Raw genomic sequence first — 20,208 nt, 5'->3', positions numbered from 1 at the left:
CCGCCGGCCCCCGCCCGCACCGCCCGCACATCGGGCACGAATCCCCCTCAGTCCGCCATGCGGGCATAAACTGGGACGAAGCTAGGAAGGTGCGCCATGCGTAAAGTCACCGACTGCCGCGAACTCCCGAGCGAGACCCACTGCACCCTCGCCATCTCCGGCGAAGAGGAAGAAGTGGTCCGCGCGGCCAGCGAGCACGCCGTGTCCGTCCACGGACACACGGACGGCCCCGAGCTGCGGAAGATGATCCGTGACTCCCTCAAGGACGAGGTCCCCCAGCACGCCTAGAAGGGCCTCCTGGCACCTCCGGGCCGCACGCCGCGATTAACCGGTCGGCCGGGTCGGCCACGGCCCCGTACACTGGGCGGAGCGAGAAGCGTGGATGGGGACGAGTAGCGGCGTACGCGGCCATGAGCGACCCGGGGACGGTGTGAGCCCGGGGGCAGGCGCGACGTGAAGATCACCCCGGAGCCGCCGGAAGAAGGCCGAAGCCTCCGCACAGGCCAGTAGACCCGGCATCGCGACCCCAATGAGGGGGCTTTCCCGTGCGCCCGGCGCATTCGGAAGGCCAAGGAGGGTGGTACCGCGGGAGCGCTGCAAGCGGCTCTCGTCCCTCCGACGGAACGGAATCGTCCGCCGGAGGAAGCGCGTTGAACACGCAGCCGCAGTACCGCCAGGTGCCCGCCCAGGTCGACCTGCCCGCCCTCGAGCACGCCGTGCTCGAGTTCTGGGACGAGCAGAAGATCTTCGCCAAGAGCCTCGAGCAGTCCGAGGGCCGCCCCGAGTGGGTGTTCTACGAGGGCCCGCCCACCGCCAACGGCATGCCGGGCGCCCACCACATCGAGGCCCGCGTCTTCAAGGACGTCTTCCCGCGCTTCCGCACCATGCGGGGCTACCACGTCGCCCGCAAGGCCGGCTGGGACTGCCACGGCCTGCCGGTCGAGCTCGCGGTCGAGAAGGAGCTCGGGTTCAACGGCAAGAAGGACATCGAGGCGTACGGCATCGCCGAGTTCAACGCCAAGTGCCGCGAGTCCGTGACCCGGCACACCGACGCCTTCGCCGATCTCACGACCCGCATGGGGTACTGGACCGACCTCGACGGCGCGTACCGCACGATGAACCCCGAGTACATCGAATCGGTCTGGTGGTCCCTGAAGGAGATCTTCAACAAGGACCTCCTGGTCCAGGACCACCGCGTCGCCCCCTGGTGCCCCCGCTGCGGCACCGGCCTCTCCGACCACGAACTGGCGCAGGGCTACGAGACGGTCGTCGACCCGTCCGTCTTCGTGCGCTTCCCGCTCACCTCCGGTCCCCTCGCGGGCGAAGCCGCCCTCCTGGTGTGGACGACCACTCCGTGGACCCTCGTCTCCAACACCGCCGTCGCCGCGCACCCCGACGTCACGTACGTCGTCGCGACGAACGGCGAAGAGAAGCTCGTGGTCGCCGAGCCGCTCGTCGAGAAGGCTCTCGGCGAGGGATGGGAGACCACCGGCCAGACGTTCACGGGCGCCGAGATGGAGCGTTGGAACTACCAACGCCCCTTCGAGCTCGTGGAGTTCCCGGCCCCGGCCCACTTCGTGGTCAACGCCGACTACGTGACCACCGAGGACGGCACCGGTCTGGTCCACCAGTCCCCCGCCTTCGGTGAGGACGACCTCAAGGTCTGCCGCTCCTACGGCCTCCCGGTCGTGAACCCGGTCCGTCCCGACGGCACCTTCGAAGAGGACGTCCCGCTCGTAGGCGGTGTCTTCTTCAAGAAGGCCGACGAAAAGCTGACCGAGGACCTCGAGAGCCGCGGTCTGCTCTTCAAGCACATCGCGTACGAGCACAGCTATCCGCACTGCTGGCGCTGCCACACGGCGCTCCTCTACTACGCGCAGCCGTCCTGGTACATCCGCACCACGGCCATCAAGGACCGTCTCCTCCAGGAGAACGAGAAGACCAACTGGTTCCCCGACTCGGTCAAGCACGGCCGCTTCGGCGACTGGCTGACCAACAACGTCGACTGGGCGCTGTCCCGCAACCGCTACTGGGGCACGCCGCTGCCCATCTGGCGCTGCGAGGAAGGCCACTTGACGTGCGTGGGCTCGCGCGCCGAGCTCTCCGACCTGACGGGCACCGACCAGTCGGAGCTCGACCCGCACCGCCCGTACATCGACGCGGTCACCTTCGACTGCCCCCAGGAAGGCTGCGCAAGCACGGCCACGCGCGTGCCGGAGGTCATCGACGCCTGGTACGACTCGGGTTCGATGCCGTTCGCGCAGTGGGGGTACCCGCACAAGAACAAGGAACTCTTCGAGAGCCGCTACCCGGCGCAGTTCATCTCGGAGGCCATCGACCAGACCCGCGGCTGGTTCTACACGCTCATGGCGGTGGGCACGCTCGTCTTCGACAAGTCGTCGTACGAGAACGTGGTCTGCCTCGGCCACATCCTCGCCGAGGACGGCCGCAAGATGTCCAAGCACCTGGGCAACACCCTCCAGCCGATCCCGCTGATGGACCAGCACGGCGCCGACGCCGTGCGCTGGTTCATGGCGGCCGGCGGCTCCCCGTGGGCGGCCCGCCGCGTGGGCCACGGCACCATCCAGGAGGTCGTCCGCAAGACGCTCCTCACGTACTGGAACACGGTCGCCTTCCAGGCCCTGTACGCCCGTACGTCGAAGTGGGCCCCCAGCGACGCCGACCCGGCGCCCGCGGAGCGGCCCCTCCTGGACCGCTGGCTGCTCAGCGAGCTGCACGCGCTGACCGACCAGGTCACCCAGGCCCTGGAGGGCTACGACACCCAGCGCGCGGGCAAGCTCCTGTCCACGTTCGTCGACAACCTCTCCAACTGGTACGTACGCCGCTCCCGCCGCCGCTTCTGGCAGGGCGACAAGGCGGCCCTGCGCACCCTGCACGAGGTCCTGGAGACGGTCACCCGTCTCATGGCCCCCCTGACGCCGTTCATCACGGAGCGCGTCTGGCAGGACCTGGTGGTGCCGGTCACCCCGGACGCCCCGGAGTCGGTCCACCTGACGTCCTGGCCCGAGGCCGACCTGTCGGCGATCGACCCGGACCTGTCGAGGCAGATGGTGCTGGTGCGCCGCCTGGTCGAGCTGGGCCGTGCCACGCGCGCGGAGTCGGGCGTCAAGACCCGCCAGCCGCTCTCCCGCGCCCTGATCGCGGCCACGGGCTTCGAGTCGCTCAACCCGGAGCTGCACGCCCAGATCACGGAGGAGCTCAACGTCTCCTCCCTGGCGTCGCTCTCCGAAGTCGGCGGCTCACTGGTCGACACGACCGCGAAGGCCAACTTCCGCGCTCTGGGCAAGCGCTTCGGCAAGGGCGTCCAGGCGGTCGCCAAGGCCGTCGCCGACGCCGACGCGGCGGCGCTGTCCCTGGCCCTGCGCGAGGGCACGGCGTCGGTCGAGGTCGACGGCGAGACGGTGACGCTGGCCCCGGATGAGGTCATCATCACGGAGACCCCGCGCGAGGGCTGGTCGGTGGCCTCCGACTCCGGTGCCACCGTCGCTCTGGACCTGGAGATCACGGAGGAGCTGCGCCGGGCAGGACTCGCCCGCGACGCGATCCGCCTGATCCAGGAGGCCCGCAAGAACAGCGGCCTGGACGTCGCGGACCGGATCGCCCTGCGCTGGACCTCCACGGACCCGGCAGTGATCACGGCCCTGTCCGACCACGCCGACCTGATCGCGGACGAGGTCCTCGCCACGGACTTCGGGCAGGGTCAGGCGGACGACACGTACGGCGACACGTTCACGGACGAGTCCCTGTCCCTGACGTTCCGCCTCCGCAAGGCGTAACCAACCGAACGACGCCGAAGGCCCGGCCCCGCCAAAGATCTTGGCGGGGCCGGGCCTTCGGCGTTGCGTACCCACGCACAGATGAACGTTTCTGCACTCACCCCCGGCGACTACGACCGCGTACGCAAAAGGGCGGGGCCCCCAGAGAATCTGGGGGCCCCGCCCTGAACGCTGCCGACGCCTACGGCGTGGAAGTGCCCGTCAGTTGTCGTCCTCGTCGATGAGGAAGCCACGCATCGGCGACGGAGCCTGCTGCATCGGCTGCGGACCCTGCGGCCGCACCGGCGCCATCGGCTGGGTCATCGCCGGGGACATCTGCTGCTGGCCGCCGTAGGACGGGCCGCCCGCGGGCTGGTTGCCGCCCATCGACTGGTTGCCGCCGTAGGACGGGGCACCCGCGCCGGCCGGAGCCATGGAGGGCGCCGGGGACGGCGGAAGGGAGGCCGTCGCCGGGGTCCGCGGCGGAGCCAGCGAGTCGTCGGCCTGGGTCTCCAGCTGACGGAGCTGCGACTCCAGGTAGGACTTCAGACGCGTGCGGTACTCGCGCTCGAAGCCGCGCAGGTCCTCGACCTTGCGCTCCAGCGTGGCGCGGGCGGACTCCAGGGAGCCCATCGCGACGCGGTGCTTCTCCTGCGCGTCCCGCTCCAGGGCGTCGGCCTTGGCACGGGCGTCACGCTCGAGGCCCTCGGCACGCGAACGGGCCTCGCCGACGATCTTGTTGGCCTCGGAACGGGCCTCCGCGATCGCCTGGTCGGCGGTCTGCTGGGCAAGGGAGAGCACACGAGCGGCGCTGTCGCCGCCGGGGCCCTGACCGGGCTGCGGCATCTGCGGGCCGTGGCCGCCCATGGGACCGCCCATCGGGCCACCCATCGGACCGCCCTGACCCATCGGGCCGGGACCCTGCGGAACACCCTGCGGGCCGTGCCCACTGGGGCCTGCGGGCAGCTGCGGTGCGCCACCGGGCAGCTGCGGCGGGCCGCCCATCTGCTGCTGGTGCTGCGGGTGCTGCTGCTGCGGCGGCACCGGCTGCGGGCCCGATATTGCGGCGGGCACCGGGGCGCCGGGACCGCGCTGGTCCTGCGGCCCGTCGGGACCCTTGCGCATCCCGCCCTGCTGCTGGTTCTGTGCAGCGGCACGGGTCGCGGCGGCCAGTTTGGCGCGCAGGTCCTCGTTCTCGCGGAGCAAGCGGGTCAGTTCGGCTTCGACCTCGTCGAGGAAGGCATCGACCTCGTCCTCGTCATAGCCTTCTCGGAGGCGGACGGTCGTGAACTGCTTGTTCCGCACGTCCTCGGGGGTCAACGGCATCTCTTCACCTCAACGTAATCGTCGGCATTCGGCAAGACCGTATCGTTCACACAGACACCGACCTGACGACGGTGATCAGGATGTAGACGATGATCATCAGTACGAAGAAGGACAAGTCGAGCGCCACGCCCCCGAGACGCAGCGGCGGAATGAACCGCCGCAGAAGCTTGAGCGGTGGATCAGTGACAGTGTAAGTGGCCTCCAGAACGACCACCATCGCCTTGCCGGGTTGCCATGAGCGGGCGAACTGGAAGACGTAGTCCATGACCAACCGGAAGATCAGCACGATGAGGAAACACATCAGCGCGATGTAAAGCACCTGCAAGACCACGCTCATGTTCGCGGTTCCCTCTCCCCTGTTACTCGTGCTTCGTCGTTCCAGTACTGCGGCTACAGCAACTACTACATCTCAGCTCTGGTTGAAGAACCCGCCCTCTGCGATGCGAGCCTTGTCCTCCGCCGTTACATCGACGTTAGCAGGCGACAACAGGAACACCTTCTGCGTCACTCGCTCAATGCTGCCATGCAGACCGAACACCAGACCGGCGGCAAAGTCGACAAGTCGCTTCGCATCCGTGTCGTCCATCTCGGTCAGATTCATGATCACCGGAGTGCCTTCGCGGAAGTGTTCCCCGATGGTACGGGCCTCGTTGTACGTCCGCGGGTGCAGCGTGGTGATGCGGTAGGGCTCCCGCTCGGACACGACCTTGGGCATGATCACCGGTGCGTTCTTCTCCAGGCTCTGGCGTTCAGGTGTGATGGATGCCACGGGGGCGATACGTGCCGGACGTCCGGATTCGGCGGGTACCGAAGCGGAATGGGCGACCGGCTCACGCTGAGCGGGGGGTTGTACCACTCGTACCGATTCGTCCCGATCAGACACATGCGCCTGGCGGGACTGGTGCGACTGATGTGGCGGCTCGTGCCGCCGGCGGTCCCGCTCGGGCTCCGGCTCGGGTTCGAACTCGTCATCGGGGTCGAACCCCGGACCGTCGTACCCATCGTCCTCCACGAGGCCGAGGTAGACCGCCATCTTGCGCATCGCGCCGGCCATGCTCTGAGTCCTCCGCTCTGTGGTGGATCGGCTGTCGTCACCAACTGCCCGAGATCCACGAGGTATCCCCGCCCAACAGCGAGAATGACCATATTTTCTGCTGTGGTCCGACTTCTTGGCGACGTTACCCGAGCCCGGGTCGGACTCCGAGTACCGCCGTACCGACGCGCACATGTGTCGCTCCGGCCGCAACGGCCTGTTCGAGGTCCGCACTCATCCCTGCCGACACCATGTTCGCAGCAGGATGAGCCGCGCGCATAAGGGTTGAGAATTCCATCAGCCGCTCGAACGCCGCCTGTTGCCGTCCCGCGTACGGTCCGGTGAGCGGCGCGACGGTCATCAGACCGTCGAGCCGCAGTCCGGGAGCTTCCGCCACGAGTCCGGCCAACTCTTCGATTCCGCCAGGCCCTACGCCCCCGCGCTCACCCCGCCCGTTCTCCTCGGCGTCGAGCGCGACCTGGATCAGACAGCCCAGATCCCGCTCCGCGCCCACCGCGGCCGTCGACAGGGCCGTGACGAGCTTGGGACGGTCCACGGACTGCACCACATCGGCATAACTGGCCACGGAACGGACCTTGTTGGTCTGCAGCTGACCGACAAAGTGCCAAGTAAGGGGCAGATCCGAGCAGTCGGCGGCCTTGGGGGCCGCGTCCTGGTCGCGGTTCTCGGCGACGTGGCGCACACCGAGTTCCGACAGGATCCGCACATCGCTCGCGGGATAGGTCTTGGTGACCACGATCAGGGTCACCTCCTCCCGCTTGCGCCCGGCCGCCGCGCACGCCGCTGCGATGCGCTCCTCGACCTCCGCCAGATTTGCGGCGAGTTGAGACTTACGGTCCGTCATGTGCAATCAGTCCAGCCAGACATAGCCCGCGAGACGACCGGTGGTCCGGTCGCGGCGGTACGAGAAGTGGTCACCGGATTCCAGGGTGCACACCGGCGACTGCTCCCGGTCGCGCACCCCGAGCCGCTCCAGCTGGGCGTGCACCCCCGCGGTCACATCGACCGCCGGCGTGCCCCAGCTCGTCTCGGCGTACGCCGCGGGCTCCACGGCGGCGACGTCGGCACGCATCGCCTCCGGTACTTCGTAGCAGCGCCCGCAGACGGCGGGCCCCGTGCGGGCGACGATGCGGGCCGGGTCCGCGCCCAGCCGCACCATCGCCTCGACGGCTGCGGGGACGACCCCGGCGATCATCCCGGGCCGCCCGGCGTGCGCCGCGGCCGCGACCTTGGCGACCGGGTCGGCGAGCAGGACGGGTGTGCAGTCGGCGGTGAGGACCGCGAGGGCCAGGCCCCGGCGTGCGGTCACCACGGCGTCGACCGCGGGGAGCTCGGCTTCGGCGCCCCAGGGGCCGTCGACCACGGCGACATCCGGGCCGTGCACCTGGTTCATCCAGACGACCCGGGCCGCGTCGATCCCGAGGGACTTGGCGGCCAGGTCGCGGTTGGTGCGTACGGCCTGCGGGTCGTCGCCGACCGCCCCGCCGAGGTTGAGCTCCTCGTACGGAACGGCGCTCACCCCGCCCCACCTGTCGGTGAAGGCGAAGTGCGCGCCGCTCACGGTGCTGTGCCGGCTTATCACTTCAGGAAGTCCGGCACGTCCAGCTCTTCGGCCTGGCTGTCCTGGTACGGACGGGCCGGCGGAACGTGCGGCGCGGTGGCCGGCGCGGCCGGGGCCTCGTTGGCCGGGGCCGTCTCCACGGGCTCCGGGGTCGACGGCTCGTCGCGCGTGACGCTGCCGAGGCCGCCGTAGGCCGGGCGGGACTCGGCGGGGCGGGCCGCCGGGGCCGGGGCCGGCTGCTCGTCACGCTTGGCCGATGCCGAGCCGAGGACGTTGTCCCGCTTGGACGGCGGCTGACCGCCGTCGAAGCCCGCCGCGATGACGGTGACCCTGACCTCGTCGCCCAGGGCGTCGTCGATGACGGCGCCGAAGATGATGTTGGCCTCCGGGTGGGCGGCCTCGCTGACCAGTTGGGCCGCTTCGTTGATCTCGAAGAGGCCGAGGTCGGAGCCGCCGGAGATGGAGAGCAGGACGCCCCGCGCTCCGTCGATGGACGCCTCGAGGAGCGGCGAGGAGATCGCCATCTCGGCGGCGGCCACCGCGCGGTCGTCGCCGCGCGCCGAGCCGATGCCCATGAGGGCCGAACCCGCCTCGGACATGACCGACTTGACGTCGGCGAAGTCGAGGTTGATCAGACCCGGGGTGGTGATCAGGTCGGTGATGCCCTGGACACCGGAGAGCAGGACCTGGTCCGCCGACTTGAAGGCGTCGAGGACGGAGACCTGGCGGTCCGAGATGGACAGGAGCCGGTCGTTGGGGATGACGATGAGGGTGTCGACCTCTTCGCGCAGCTCCGCGATGCCGTCCTCGGCCTGGTTGGCGCGACGACGGCCCTCGAAGGTGAACGGCCGGGTGACGACGCCGATGGTCAGGGCGCCCAGGGAGCGTGCGATGTTGGCGACGACAGGTGCGCCGCCGGTGCCGGTGCCGCCGCCTTCGCCGGCGGTGACGAAGACCATGTCGGCCCCCTTGAGGACCTCCTCGATCTCCTCACGGTGATCCTCGGCCGCCTTGCGGCCGACTGCCGGGTTCGCTCCGGCGCCGAGTCCACGGGTGAGTTCACGGCCGACGTCGAGCTTGACGTCGGCGTCGCTCATCAACAGGGCTTGCGCGTCGGTGTTGATGGCGATGAACTCGACGCCCTTGAGACCGACCTCGATCATCCGGTTGATGGCATTGACACCACCGCCGCCGACACCGATGACTTTGATGACTGCGAGGTAGTTCTGCGGTGCTGCCACGTCGAAGGCCTCTCGCCTCGAGTTACGTGTCGCCGCCTCGCGGTCTCGCGCCGCGACGACTGATGCCGAATGGGACGGTCCGAACGCCGACCCGAACCCTAACGCTGAAGTTTAGGGTTACCAGTGTGTCTGTTCCTTGGACTCTCCGAACAGGACACTAAGTCGACAAGTGGCGCACGTTCAACGAACACGCCGAACCTCCCGTTTTTCTTTTCACCCTATGTGATCAGCCATAGCGCTGCCGAACCAGGGTGCTGGCCTGCGGCGATATGCGTCAACTCGCCGATGACGCAGGGGCGGTGGGAACACTCACATCGAAGTGCCGTGCCTTGGGGGCGGCTTTCATCAGGGCGGTGAGTGTGCTCGCCTTCGCGCGGCCCTTCTCGCCGCTGCCCCAGTCCACGGTCCGCCCGCCCCTCAACTCCAGTGAGATGGAGTCGTACGAACGGACCTTGACGGCCCGCGTATCGCGGGCCGTCGCCGCAGGCAGGGCGCCCGCGACGCGTACGGCCTCGCGCCGCAGTCGGTCGCCGTCGAAACGGCGCAGACTCGCCGCGGCGCTCTCCTGATCCGGCATCAATTCCAGGAGCGGAACGCCCTTCGGCGCGTGCCGGACCGTGGCGAATCGCACTCCCTTGGCGTCCACTTCGATGAACTTTCCGCCCTTTTCGATAAGCAGCACCGGCTTGCGTTCGGTCACTTTCAGACCGATTCCGTGCGGCCAGGAACGGACGACCTCGACCGAGTCGATACGCGGAAGTTTCTTCCGCAGCCGGTCCTCGATGGCGTCGGTGTCGACCGAAATGAGCGGTTCCCCGACCGGGGCGGCGGCCGCCTCGCGCACCTTCTCGGGCGTGAGCACCCGCGTCCCCGAAGTCGTCACGCGCTCCACGCGCAGCCACTGCGAGCCGTAGAGCGCCCAGACAACCCCCGCGCCGATCAGCACGAGTGCGATCAGCGAGAGGACGAGGGTGCGCGTCCGCGGCAGGCGCACGCGGGAGCGCGGCGGGCGGGGCGGGCGGGACCCACCATCAGCAGTCTTCTGCCGTTCGGCGGTGGTCGGTCCGGCCACGGTCCCCTGCCTTCTAGGTGCCTTCTAGCACCTGCTCACGCGTGATGGCGTGAGGCGATCGCCTCGTACACCATGCCGACGAGGAGGTCGTCGGCGTCCCTGCGGCCGAACTCCGAGGCGGCGCGGGACATCTCGTACAGCCGGTGCGGATCGGCGAGCACCGGGAGCACGTTGCCCTGGACCCACTCGGGCGTCAGCTCGGCGTCGTCGACGAGGAGTCCACCGCCCGCCTTGACCACCGGCTGGGCGTTCAGCCGCTGTTCGCCGTTGCCGATGGGCAGCGGGACGTACGCGGCCGGCAGCCCGACGGCGGAGAGTTCGGCGACGGTCATCGCGCCCGCGCGGCAGAGCATCATGTCGGCAGCGGCGTACGCGAGGTCCATCCGGTCCACGTACGGTACCGGGATGTAGGGCGGCATACCGGGCATGTTCTCGACGTACGGCATTTCGTTCTTCGGGCCGACCGCGTGCAGGATCTGGATGCCCGCGCGCTGAAGGACCGGAGCGATCTGCTGGACGACCTCGTTGAGCCGCCGGGCGCCCTGCGAGCCGCCGGAGACGAGCAGCGTCGGCAGGTTGGGGTCGAGACCGAAGGCGGCGCGCGCCTCCGGGCGGACCCGGGCCCGGTCGAGCGTGGCGATCGTGTGCCGCAACGGGATGCCGATGTAGCGGGAGTTGCGCAGCTTGCTGTCGGGGGTGGCGACGGCCACCCCGTGGGCGTACCGCGAACCGATCTTGTTGGCGAGGCCGGGACGGGCGTTGGCCTCGTGCACGACGATCGGCGTCCCGGTCCGCTTGGCCGCGAGGTACCCCGGCAGCGCGACATAGCCGCCGAAGCCGACCACGCAGTCCGCCTTCGTCCGCTCCAGGATCTGCTCGGCCGCCTTGATCGTGCCGCGCAGCCGTCCCGGGACGGTGATCAGCTCAGGGGTGGGCTTGCGCGGCAGCGGTACCGCGGGGATCAGCGCGAGTTCGTAACCGCGCTCGGGTACGAGTCGGGTCTCGAGTCCACGCTCCGTGCCCAGGGCCGTGATGCCCACGGTCGGGTCCTGCCTCCGCAGGGCGTCCGCGAGGGCGAGCGCGGGCTCGATGTGGCCGGCGGTCCCCCCACCGGCGAGTACGACATGCACCGAAATTCACCGCTCTCCGGACGAACGCGCCTTGACGCGCCGTCTCATCGTGTTCCATCTCACCCGAGGTTGCCGCATGGCAAGGGCCGCCTTCGCCGCGGGGTCCGATCGCGCGAAAGCGATGAGGAGCCCGATGGCGAACATGGTCGGCAGCAGGGCCGAACCCCCGTAGGAGAACAGCGGGAGCGGGACACCGGCGATCGGCAGCAGACCGAGCACCGCACCGACATTGATCACGGCCTGCGCCGTGATCCAGGTGGTCACGCCTCCCGCGGCATACCTCACGAAGGGGTCCTCCGTGCGTCCGGCCACGCGGATACCCGCATAGCCTAGAGCCGCGAACAGAGCGAGCACCGACAGTGTCCCCGCCAGGCCGAGTTCCTCCCCCGTGATGGCGAAGATGAAGTCGGTGTGCGGTTCCGGCAGTTGACCCCATTTTTCCACACTCGCGCCCAGACCGGAACCGAAGAATCCGCCCGAAGCCAGGGCATAGATCCCGTGCACGGCCTGCCAGCACTGGTCGCCGGGACCCGGATCGGTCGCGCCGATACAGGCGAGCCTCGCCATCCGGTTGGGGCTGGTCTTGATGAGGATCACACCGATCAGCGCCGCGACCGAGAGCACCCCCGCGAAGAGCCGCGTCGGCGCCCCCGCGAGCCAGAGCAGGCCGAAAAGGATCGCGGTGAGGATGATCGCCGTGCCCATGTCGCCGCCCAGCATGATCAGTCCGAGCAGCATGAAGGCGACGGGGACGAGCGGAACCAGCATGTGCTTCCACTGCGTGAGCAGCCGCTTGTCCTGTTTGCGGGCAAGGAGGTCCGCGCCCCACAGCACGAGGGCGAGCTTGCCGAACTCACTGGGCTGCAGCTGGAACGGGCCGCCCAGATAGATCCAGTTCTGGTTGCCGTTGACGCTGCGCCCTATCCCCGGGACCTGCACGAGCACCATCAGGAAGACGGTCACGGCGAGGATCGGGTAGGCGAGCGCCCGGTGCAGCTTGACGGGCATCCGCATGGCGACGAGCAGCAGGATCGTGCCGAGGACTGCCGCGACGAACTGCTTGCGGAAGAAGTAGGAGGCGGGCAGGTCGAGCTGCAGCGCCTGGATCATCGAGGCCGAGTAGACCATCACCAGGCCGAGCACGGTGAGCAGCAGGCTGCTGCCGAGGATGAGGTAGTAGGCGGTCAGCGGCCGGTCCCAGGCCTTGCGGGCCCTGGTGTGGAACCGCCGCAGGGGACTCTCCCGCGGCGGGCGCGGTGAGCCCGTGGAACGGACCGGCGCGGGCCGTCTGGCCACCCGCGCGGGCGCGCGCCCGCTACTGCCGGCCATCGGTGCCCCCACCCAGCCACGACGACGCTGCCACGTGCCCTCCTCCGGGTGCCGGGCGCCCCGGACCACAGGGGTCCGCGTCAGGCGCTCGCGCCGAGTTCGCGGACCGCGTCCGCGAACGCGTCACCACGCTTGTTGTAGTTGGTGAACATGTCCATCGACGCACAGGCCGGAGCCATCAGTACGGTGTCCCCCGGCTCGGCGAGCCGTGCCGCCTGCCGTACCGCCTCGGACATCGCCCCAGTGTCGGTCCGGTCGAGGTCGACGACCGGGACCTCGGGCGCGTGTCGCGCGAGGGCTTCGCGGATCAGCGCGCGGTCGGCGCCGATCAGGACGACCCCCCGAAGTCGCTTGGCCGACTTGGTGACCAGCTCGTCGAAGGTGGCGCCCTTGGCGAGCCCGCCCGCGATCCAGACGATCGATGCGTACGCGGCCAACGAGGCTTCGGCGGCGTGGGTGTTGGTGGCCTTGGAGTCGTCGACGTACGCCACTTCGGCCACGTCCGCGACGTGCTCGATGCGGTGGGCGTCCGGACGGAAGGCGCGCAGACCGTCGCGAACGGCCGTCGCCGGAACGCCGTAGGCGCGCGCGAGAGCGGCCGCGGCCAGCGCGTTGGCGATGTTGTGCGGCGCTGGCGGCTTGACGTCGGAGATCTCGGCGAGCTCCTGGGCCTGCTTCTGGCGGTCCGGCACGAAGGCACGGTCGACCAGGATGCCGTCCACGACGCCGAGTTGCGAGGGCGCGGGCGCGTTCAGCGTGAAACCGACGGCGCGGCAGCCCTCTTCGACGTCGGCCTCGCGGACCAGGTCCTCGGTGGCCGGGTCGGCGACGTTGTAGACGCAGGCGACCTGATTGCCCTCGTAGATGCGGCCCTTGTCGGCGGCGTACGCCTCCATGGAGCCGTGCCAGTCGAGGTGGTCGGGCGCGAGGTTGAGGACCGTCGCGGAGTGGGCGCGCAGCGAGGGCGCCCAGTGCAGCTGGTAGCTGGAGAGCTCGACGGCCAGTACGTCGTAGGCGTCGTCGCCCTCGAGGACCACGTCCACGATCGGCGTTCCGATGTTGCCGACCGCGGCGGTGCGCAGGCCTGCCGCCGTCAGGATCGAGGCGAGCATCTGCGTGGTCGTGGTCTTGCCGTTGGTGCCCGTGATGCCGAGCCAGGGCGCGGCGTCCGGGCCGCGCAGGTGCCAGGCGATCTCGACGTCGCCGACGACGTCGACGCCCGCCGCGGCGGCGGCCGCGAAGAGCGGGCTGTCCGGCTTCCAGCCGGGCGAGGTGACGACCAGGTCGGTGCCCTCGGGCAGCGTGACGGCGTCGTCCAGGCGTACGGAGATGCCCTCGGCCTCGAGCGCGGCGGCGCGCTCGTGGTGGCTCTCCGATGAGCCGCCGTCCACGACGGTCACCGAGGCGCCGAGGCCGGCCAGGGCGCGGGCGGCGCTGACGCCGCTCACGCCGAGCCCCGCGACGGTGACGTTCCTGCCCTGCCAGCTGGTCACTTCTTGGCTGCCCATCCTGCGTAGAAGAGGCCGAGACCGACGATCACGCACATGCCCTGGATGATCCAGAAGCGGACCACCACAAGGACTTCGGACCACCCCTTGAGTTCGAAGTGGTGCTGCAGTGGCGCCATCTTGAAGACCCGCTTGCCGGTCATCTTGAAGGAGCCGACCTGGATCACGACGGACATGGTGATCAGGACGAACAGGCCGCCGAGGAGCGCGATGAGGAGCTCGGTGCGCGAGCAGATCGCGAGGCCGGCGAGCGCGCCGCCGAGGGCGAGCGAGCCGGTGTCGCCCATGAAGATCTTGGCGGGCGAGGTGTTCCACCACAGGAAGCCGAAGCAGGCACCCATCAGCGCGGAGGCCACCACGGCGAGGTCGAGTGGGTCTCTGACCTCGAAACAGGCCTGCGGATTGGTCAGCGTGACCGCGTTGGCGCAGGACTCCTGGTACTGCCAGACACCGATGAAGGTGTACGCGCCGAAGACCATCACGGAGGCGCCGGTGGCGAGGCCGTCGAGGCCGTCGGTGAGGTTCACGCCGTTCGACATCGCGAGGATCATGAACAGCGCCCAGGCCACGAAGAGCACCGGGCCGATCGACCAGCCGAAGTCCGTGACGAACGACAGCTTGGTGGAGGCCGGGGTCTGGTTGCGGTTGTCCGGCCAGTTCAGCGCGAGCACGGCGAAGCCGATGCCGACGATCAGCTGGCCGAGCATCTTCGCCTTGGCGCGCAGGCCGAGCGAGCGCTGCTTGACGATCTTGATGTAGTCGTCGAGGAAGCCGACGAGGCCCATGCCCGCCATCAGGAAGAGCACCAGGACGCCGGAGAGGGTCATCTCCGAGCCCGTGATGATCTTCGTGAGGAAGTACGCGATGAGCGTGGCCAGGATGAAGGCGATGCCACCCATGGTCGGCGTACCGCGCTTGCTGTGGTGCTCGCGCGGGCCGTCGTCCCGGATGAACTGGCCATAGCCCTTGCGGGCCAGGAACTTGATCAGGAGCGGGGTTCCGACCAGGGTCAGGAAGAGCCCGATCACACCCGCGAAGAGGATCTGCCTCATCGGCCGGAGACCTCGCCCTCGGTGTGGTTCTCCAACAGCGCCGCGGCGACCTTCTCGAGGCCGACCGATCTGGACGCCTTCACCAGCACGACGTCTCCTGGGCGCAGCTCGCTGCGCAGCAGGTCGATCGCCGCCTGTGCGTCGGACACGTGCACCGACTCCTCACCCCACGAACCCTCGTTGTATGCGCCCAGTTGGAGCCAGGACGCTTCCCTGCCCCCGACTGCCACGAGCTTGCTCACGTTCAGCCGGACAGCGAGCCGTCCGACCGCGTCGTGTTCGGCGAGCCCCTCGTCACCGAGCTCGGCCATGTGACCGAGCACCGCCCACGTACGACGTCCCTTGCCCATGGCCACGAGCGCGCGCAGGGCGGCTCGCATGGACTCGGGGTTCGCGTTGTAGGCGTCGTTGACGACCGTCACGCCGTCCGGGCGCTCGGTGACCTCCATCCGCCAGCGGGACAGCGTGCCAGCATCGGAGAGCGCGCGGGCGATCTCGTCTGCGGACATGCCCAGCTCATGGGCGACGGCGGCCGCGGCAAGCGCGTTCGACACGTGGTGCTCACCGTACAGCCGCAAGGTCACGTCGCTGCACCCGGAGGGTGTGTGCAGCGTAAAGGCGGGCTGTCCGTTCTCCGTGAGACGGACATTTTCGGCGCGTACGTCGGCGTCGGCGGCCTCTCCGAAGAGCAGGACGCGCGCCTTCGTGCGCGAAGCCATGGCGCGGACGAGGGGGTCGTCGGCGTTGAGGACGGCGGTGCCGTCGGCGGGGAGGCTCTCGACGAGTTCACCCTTCGCCTCTGCGATCTGCTCGCGTCCGCCGAACTCGCCGATGTGGGCGGTGCCGACGTTGAGGACGAGGCCGATCTTCGGCGGGGTGAGGCCCGTGAGGTAGCGGATGTGGCCGATGCCGCGGGCGCCCATCTCCAGGACGAGGAACTTCGTCTCGTCGGTGGCGCTCAGCGCGGTCAGCGGAAGCCCGATCTCGTTGTTGAGCGAGCCCGGCGTCCAGACCGTGGGCGCCTTGCTCCGAAGGACCTGGGCGAGCAGGTCCTTGGAGCTGGTCTTGCCGACGGAGCCGGTCAGCGCCACGAGGGTCGCGCCGAGCCGCTCCACGACGTGCCGTGCGAGGGCGCCGAGCGCCGTCTGTACGTCGTCGACGACGATGGCGGGTACGCCGACGGGGCGCGAGGCGAGGACGGCCGCCGCGCCCGCTTCGACCACCGCGGCCGCGTAGTCGTGGCCGTCGACGCGCTCGCCGACGAAGGCGACGAAGAGGCTGCCGGGCTCCACTTCACGGGAGTCCCTGACGACCGGTCCGGTGACCTGGACGGACGGATCCGGTATGTCGTGCGTCTGCCCGCCGACGACTTCTGCGATCTCGGCGAGGGAGAGGGCGATCACAAATTCATCCCTGGGTTTGCTGGATAGCTTCGCGAAGCACCTGGCGGTCGTCGAAGGGACGTACCACCCCGGCGATGTCCTGTCCCTGCTCGTGGCCCTTGCCCGCGACGAGCACCGTGTCGCCCGGTTCGGCCCGGGCGACGGCCGCGCGGATGGCGGCGGCGCGGTCCTCGAAGACGGCGACCTCGCCGCGCTCGTGGGCCGGCACGTCGGCGGCGCCCGCGAGCATCGTGGCGAGGATCGCGAGGGGGTCCTCGCCGCGGGGGTTGTCGGAGGTCAGTACGGCGGTGTCGGCGAGGCGGGCCGCGGCCGCGCCCATCGGCATCCGCTTGGTCTTGTCGCGGTCGCCGCCGCAGCCGAGGACGATGTGCAGCTTGTTCTCGGTGACCTTGCGCAGCGCGCGCAGGACCGATTCGACGGCGTCCGTCTTGTGCGCGTAGTCGACGACCGCCAGGTAGTCCTGGCCCGCGTCGATGCGCTCCAGGCGGCCGGGGACGCCCGGCACCGCGGCGACGCCGTCGGCGGCCTGCTGCGGGTCGATGCCGGCGACGGCGAGCGAGACGATCGCGGCGAGGGTGTTGGCGACGTTGAACGGTCCTGCCAGCGGGGATTTCGCGGTGATCCGCTCCCCCTGCGGGCCGATCGCGACGAACGTGGAGTCGAACGGCGTGACCTCGACGTCCTCCGCGCGCCAGTCGGCGTCGGGGTGTCCCTCGGCGGAGAAGGTGACGACCGGGACCTCGGACTCGTCGACGAGCCGGCGGCCGTACTCGTCGTCGAGGTTGACCACGCCGAGCCGGGAGCGCTCCTTGGTGAAGAGCTGCGCCTTGGCCTGGAAGTAGTCCTCCATGTCGGAGTGGAACTCCATGTGCTCCGGGCTGAGGTTGTTGAAGACGGCGACGTCGAAGACGCAGCCGTCCACCCGGCCGAGCACGAGGGCGTGCGAGGAAACCTCCATGGCGACCGCCTCGACGCCGCGCTCGCGCATCACCGCGAACAGCGCCTGGAGGTCGGTGGCTTCAGGGGTCGTACGCTCCGACTTGATCCGCTCGTCACCGATGCGCATCTCGACCGTGCCGATGAGCCCGGTCGACTTCACGCCCTTGAGACCGCCCTCGACGAGGTACGCCGTCGTGGTCTTGCCGGACGTACCCGTGATGCCGATCTGGAGCAGGTCGCGCCCCGGATGTCCGTACACCGTGGCCGCGAGCTCGCCCATGGCGCCGCGCGGGTCGGCGACGACCAGGGCCGGCAGGCCCGTGGCGGCCGCGCGTTCGGCGCCCGTCGGGTCGGTGAGGATCGCGGCGGCGCCGAGGTCGGCGGCCTGGGCGACGAAGTCGGCGCCATGCAGCCGGGCACCGGGCAGGGCGGCGTAGATGTCGCCGGGGCGGACCGCGCGGGAGTCGTGCGTGATGCCGCTGACCTCCCCCGTGCCGGGGGCGGCGACGCCCAGCTGATCGGCGATCCGGGCGAGCGGCGTCGCGGCGACCTGGACCGGCCGTGGCGGTCCCGGATATGACACGGGAACGCCCTTCTGGGTGGTTTGGGACTGATCAGCGTGTGGCACGGCGGTGAGCGTACCGGGCGCACCCCCTGCGGGGCGAAGCGGGCGGTGTGGCGGGGGCTGGTTCCCCGGCGTCGGGGTGATCGTTGTCACGGGTTTGTCCTGGTCGGGCTCAGGGTTCGGTCGGGCTCAGGGTTCGGTCGGGCTCAGGGTTCGGTCGGCTCAGGGTTCGGTCGGGCTCAGGGTTCGGTCGGCTCAGGGTTCGAAGGTGACGGGCAGTCGGGCCGCGCCCTTGCCGGTGGGCGGGACCTGGAGGGTCTTCAGGGCGAACTGCATGACTTCCTTGTAGATGGGGCCGCAGATCTGGCCGCCGAAGTAGCTGCCCTTGGTGGCGTTCTGGATCGCGCAGTAGACGGTGACGCGCGGCTTGTCGGCGGGCGCGAACCCGGCGAACGACGAGGTGTAGCCCTTGTAGCGGCCGGTCTCGGGGTCGACCCGGTTGGCCGTACCGGTCTTGCCCGCGACCCGGTAGCCGGGGATGCGGGCCTTGTTGCCGGTGCCCTCTTCGTCGTCGACGACGGACTCCAGCATCTGCGCCACCGTCTTCGCGGTCTTCTCGCTCACCACGCGGGTCTTCTTGGGCTTGGGCGCGGGCGTGAAGCGGCCGTCGGGGCCCTTGGTGCCGCGCACCAGGGTGGGCTCGACGCGTACGCCGTCGTTGGCGATCGTCGAGTAGACGGAGGCCGCCTGCATCGCGTTGATCGAGACGCCCTGGCCGAACGGGATCGTGTACTGCTGCGAGGTGGACCACTTGTCGGCCGGGGCGAGGATGCCGGACGTCTCGCCGGGGAAGCCGAGTCCGGTCTCCTCGCCGATGCCGAACTTGCGCAAGTACGAGTAGAGGACCTCGTTGGCCTCCTTCTGCGTCTTGCCCAGTTCGCCGGTGGCCAGGATCGTGCCGATGTTGGAGGACTTGGCGAGCACGCCGTTGAGCGTCAGATGCCAGGTCGGGTGGTCGACGTCGTCCTGGAAGAGCCGGTCGCCGCGGTGCAGCCGGTTGGGGACCGTCACGTGCGTGCCGGGCGTGGCCGCGTTCTCCTCCAGGACCGCCGCCATCGACATGATCTTGGCGGTGGAGCCCGGCTCGAACGCGTCCTGGAGCGCGGCGTTGCCCATCGCCGCGCCGTCGGCCTGCGAGAGGTCGTTCGGGTCGAAGCCCGGGGAGTTGGCCATCGCCAGGATCTCGCCGGTCTGGTTGTCCTGGACCATCACATAGCCGCGGTCCGCCTGAGACTTCTCGACCTGCTGGGAGATGGCGTTCTGCGCGGCCCACTGGATGTCGCGGTCGATGGTGAGCTCGACGTCGGATCCGGGCACGGCGGGCGTCTCCGTGGAGCCCGCCGTCGGCACCTGGCGGCCGCCGGACTGGGCGTACCTGATCTTGCCGTCCTTGCCCGCGAGGTCCTTGTTCAGCTGCTGCTCCAGGCCGCCCGCGCCCTTGCCGTCGGCGTTGACCCAGCCCAGTATCCCGGCGGCCAGGGTGTCGTTCGGGTACACGCGCTTGCTGCTGGGGTCCTGGAAGACGCCCGCGAGGACGTTCTTGGTGGTCTTGTCGGCGCGGGCCTTCTCGGCGAGCGTGCTGCGCAGCTCCTTGATCTGCTTCCAGGCCTGCGGGGTCTGCCGGCGGGCGAGCAGGACGTAGCGCGTGTTCGGCTTCTCGAGCCGCTCGGTGAGTTCGTCGGTGTCCTTGTCGAGGATCGGGGCGAGGAGCGCGGCCGCCTGCTCGGGCGCGTCCTTGATGCCCATCTCCTTCGCGGTGAACATCGTGGGGTCGGCCGTGATGTCGTACGCGTCGACGCTCGCGGCCAGTTCGACACCGCTGCGGTCGGTGATGCCGCCGCGCTCGGCGGCCAGGACATGGCTGAAGTAGCGGTTCTTCTCGGCCTTGGCGGTGTACGCGCTGGCGTCGACCGCCTGCACCTGGAGAAGGCGTACGACGAAGGCCAGCATCACCAGGGTCAGGCCGAGGCTCACCATCCGCAGACGGGGCCGCGGGCTGCCGAGCCGGATGGTGCGGGGCTTGGGCGCTGCCGGGCGCGGGCGGCGGGCGGCCGGGCGGTCCCCCGGCGAGCCCCGTCCCGGACTGCGCGGGGCGCCGGGGCGTGCGGGGCGCGAGGGCTTCGCGGGGCCCGGCACCCTGCGCCGCGGGGGTTGGCGGTCCGTCACTTACGTCACCTGCCGGAGATCGTGGG

General features: G+C 69.8%; 16 protein-coding genes. 2 read left to right on the top strand and 14 right to left on the bottom strand.

Translation table 11 applies throughout. The annotated features are described in order from the left end of the window. Positions 1 to 96 precede the first annotated feature (96 nt). Both E2651_RS26255 and ileS read left to right on the top strand, forming a co-directional pair. Positions 97 to 288, top strand: coding sequence for a DUF1059 domain-containing protein (locus E2651_RS26255; protein ID WP_135333691.1), 192 nt, complete (start codon positions 97 to 99; stop codon positions 286 to 288). 362 nt (positions 289 to 650) lie between these two features. Then, a complete protein-coding gene (gene ileS / locus E2651_RS26245) occupies positions 651 to 3,797 on the top strand; it encodes an isoleucine--tRNA ligase (protein WP_135333690.1) in 3,147 nt (1,048 codons plus the stop codon). Positions 3,798 to 3,998: 201 nt separating this feature from the next. Here ileS and E2651_RS26240 read toward each other — a convergent pair whose 3' ends face one another. The 14 genes from E2651_RS26240 to E2651_RS26170 all read right to left on the bottom strand — a co-directional run bounded on the left by E2651_RS26240 (position 3,999) and on the right by E2651_RS26170 (position 20,182). After that, positions 3,999 to 5,102 carry a DivIVA domain-containing protein gene (locus E2651_RS26240; protein ID WP_135333689.1) on the bottom strand — a complete coding sequence of 368 codons (1,104 nt, stop codon included), beginning with the start codon at positions 5,100 to 5,102 and terminating at the stop codon, positions 3,999 to 4,001. Between the two features lie 46 nt (positions 5,103 to 5,148). Next, positions 5,149 to 5,439 carry a YggT family protein gene (locus tag E2651_RS26235; protein ID WP_030783884.1) on the bottom strand — a complete coding sequence of 97 codons (291 nt, stop codon included), beginning with the start codon at positions 5,437 to 5,439 and terminating at the stop codon, positions 5,149 to 5,151. A 72-nt stretch (positions 5,440 to 5,511) separates the two neighbouring features. Next, complete coding sequence (gene sepF, locus E2651_RS26230; protein WP_135333688.1) at positions 5,512 to 6,156, bottom strand: cell division protein SepF; 645 nt, start codon at positions 6,154 to 6,156, stop codon at positions 5,512 to 5,514. Positions 6,157 to 6,280: 124 nt separating this feature from the next. Then, on the bottom strand, positions 6,281 to 7,000 hold the full coding sequence (locus tag E2651_RS26225; RefSeq protein ID WP_209446241.1) for a YggS family pyridoxal phosphate-dependent enzyme: 720 nt from the start codon (positions 6,998 to 7,000) through the stop codon (positions 6,281 to 6,283). A gap of 6 nt (positions 7,001 to 7,006) precedes the next feature. Then, the gene (gene pgeF / locus E2651_RS26220) at positions 7,007 to 7,738 is read right to left on the bottom strand and encodes a peptidoglycan editing factor PgeF (protein ID WP_135333686.1); all 732 of its coding nucleotides are present in this window, start codon (positions 7,736 to 7,738) and stop codon (positions 7,007 to 7,009) included. After that, positions 7,735 to 8,958, bottom strand: coding sequence for a cell division protein FtsZ (ftsZ, locus tag E2651_RS26215; protein WP_135333685.1), 1,224 nt, complete (start codon positions 8,956 to 8,958; stop codon positions 7,735 to 7,737). The genes pgeF and ftsZ overlap by 4 nt, the downstream gene beginning before the upstream one ends. A gap of 274 nt (positions 8,959 to 9,232) precedes the next feature. Beyond that, positions 9,233 to 10,030, bottom strand: coding sequence for an FtsQ-type POTRA domain-containing protein (locus E2651_RS26205; protein ID WP_135333684.1), 798 nt, complete (start codon positions 10,028 to 10,030; stop codon positions 9,233 to 9,235). Positions 10,031 to 10,065: 35 nt separating this feature from the next. Beyond that, positions 10,066 to 11,160, bottom strand: coding sequence for an undecaprenyldiphospho-muramoylpentapeptide beta-N-acetylglucosaminyltransferase (murG, locus tag E2651_RS26200; RefSeq protein WP_135333683.1), 1,095 nt, complete (start codon positions 11,158 to 11,160; stop codon positions 10,066 to 10,068). A gap of 6 nt (positions 11,161 to 11,166) precedes the next feature. Beyond that, positions 11,167 to 12,489: a putative lipid II flippase FtsW gene (gene ftsW / locus E2651_RS26195; RefSeq protein WP_135333682.1), complete on the bottom strand. Its 1,323-nt coding sequence runs from the start codon at positions 12,487 to 12,489 to the stop codon at positions 11,167 to 11,169. An 80-nt stretch (positions 12,490 to 12,569) separates the two neighbouring features. Further along, positions 12,570 to 13,997 carry a UDP-N-acetylmuramoyl-L-alanine--D-glutamate ligase gene (murD, locus tag E2651_RS26190; RefSeq protein WP_135333681.1) on the bottom strand — a complete coding sequence of 476 codons (1,428 nt, stop codon included), beginning with the start codon at positions 13,995 to 13,997 and terminating at the stop codon, positions 12,570 to 12,572. Then, positions 13,979 to 15,049, bottom strand: a complete 1,071-nt coding sequence (mraY, locus tag E2651_RS26185; RefSeq protein ID WP_135333680.1) for a phospho-N-acetylmuramoyl-pentapeptide-transferase — start codon at positions 15,047 to 15,049, stop codon at positions 13,979 to 13,981. Before mraY ends, murD begins: the two co-directional genes overlap by 19 nt. After that, complete coding sequence (murF, locus tag E2651_RS26180; RefSeq protein WP_135333679.1) at positions 15,046 to 16,452, bottom strand: UDP-N-acetylmuramoyl-tripeptide--D-alanyl-D-alanine ligase; 1,407 nt, start codon at positions 16,450 to 16,452, stop codon at positions 15,046 to 15,048. Before murF ends, mraY begins: the two co-directional genes overlap by 4 nt. 4 nt (positions 16,453 to 16,456) lie before the next feature. After that, complete coding sequence (locus E2651_RS26175; protein ID WP_135333678.1) at positions 16,457 to 18,109, bottom strand: UDP-N-acetylmuramoyl-L-alanyl-D-glutamate--2,6-diaminopimelate ligase; 1,653 nt, start codon at positions 18,107 to 18,109, stop codon at positions 16,457 to 16,459. Positions 18,110 to 18,211: 102 nt separating this feature from the next. Further along, a complete protein-coding gene (locus E2651_RS26170; protein WP_135333677.1) occupies positions 18,212 to 20,182 on the bottom strand; it encodes a penicillin-binding protein 2 in 1,971 nt (656 codons plus the stop codon). Positions 20,183 to 20,208: the final 26 nt, after the last annotated feature.

The sequence above is a fragment of the Streptomyces sp. MZ04 genome (assembly GCF_004684775.1).
Classification (GTDB): Bacteria; Actinomycetota; Actinomycetes; order Streptomycetales; family Streptomycetaceae; genus Streptomyces.
The sequence above is the reverse complement of the archived record's forward strand: the minus strand, read 5'-3'. Positions and strand labels throughout refer to the sequence as shown.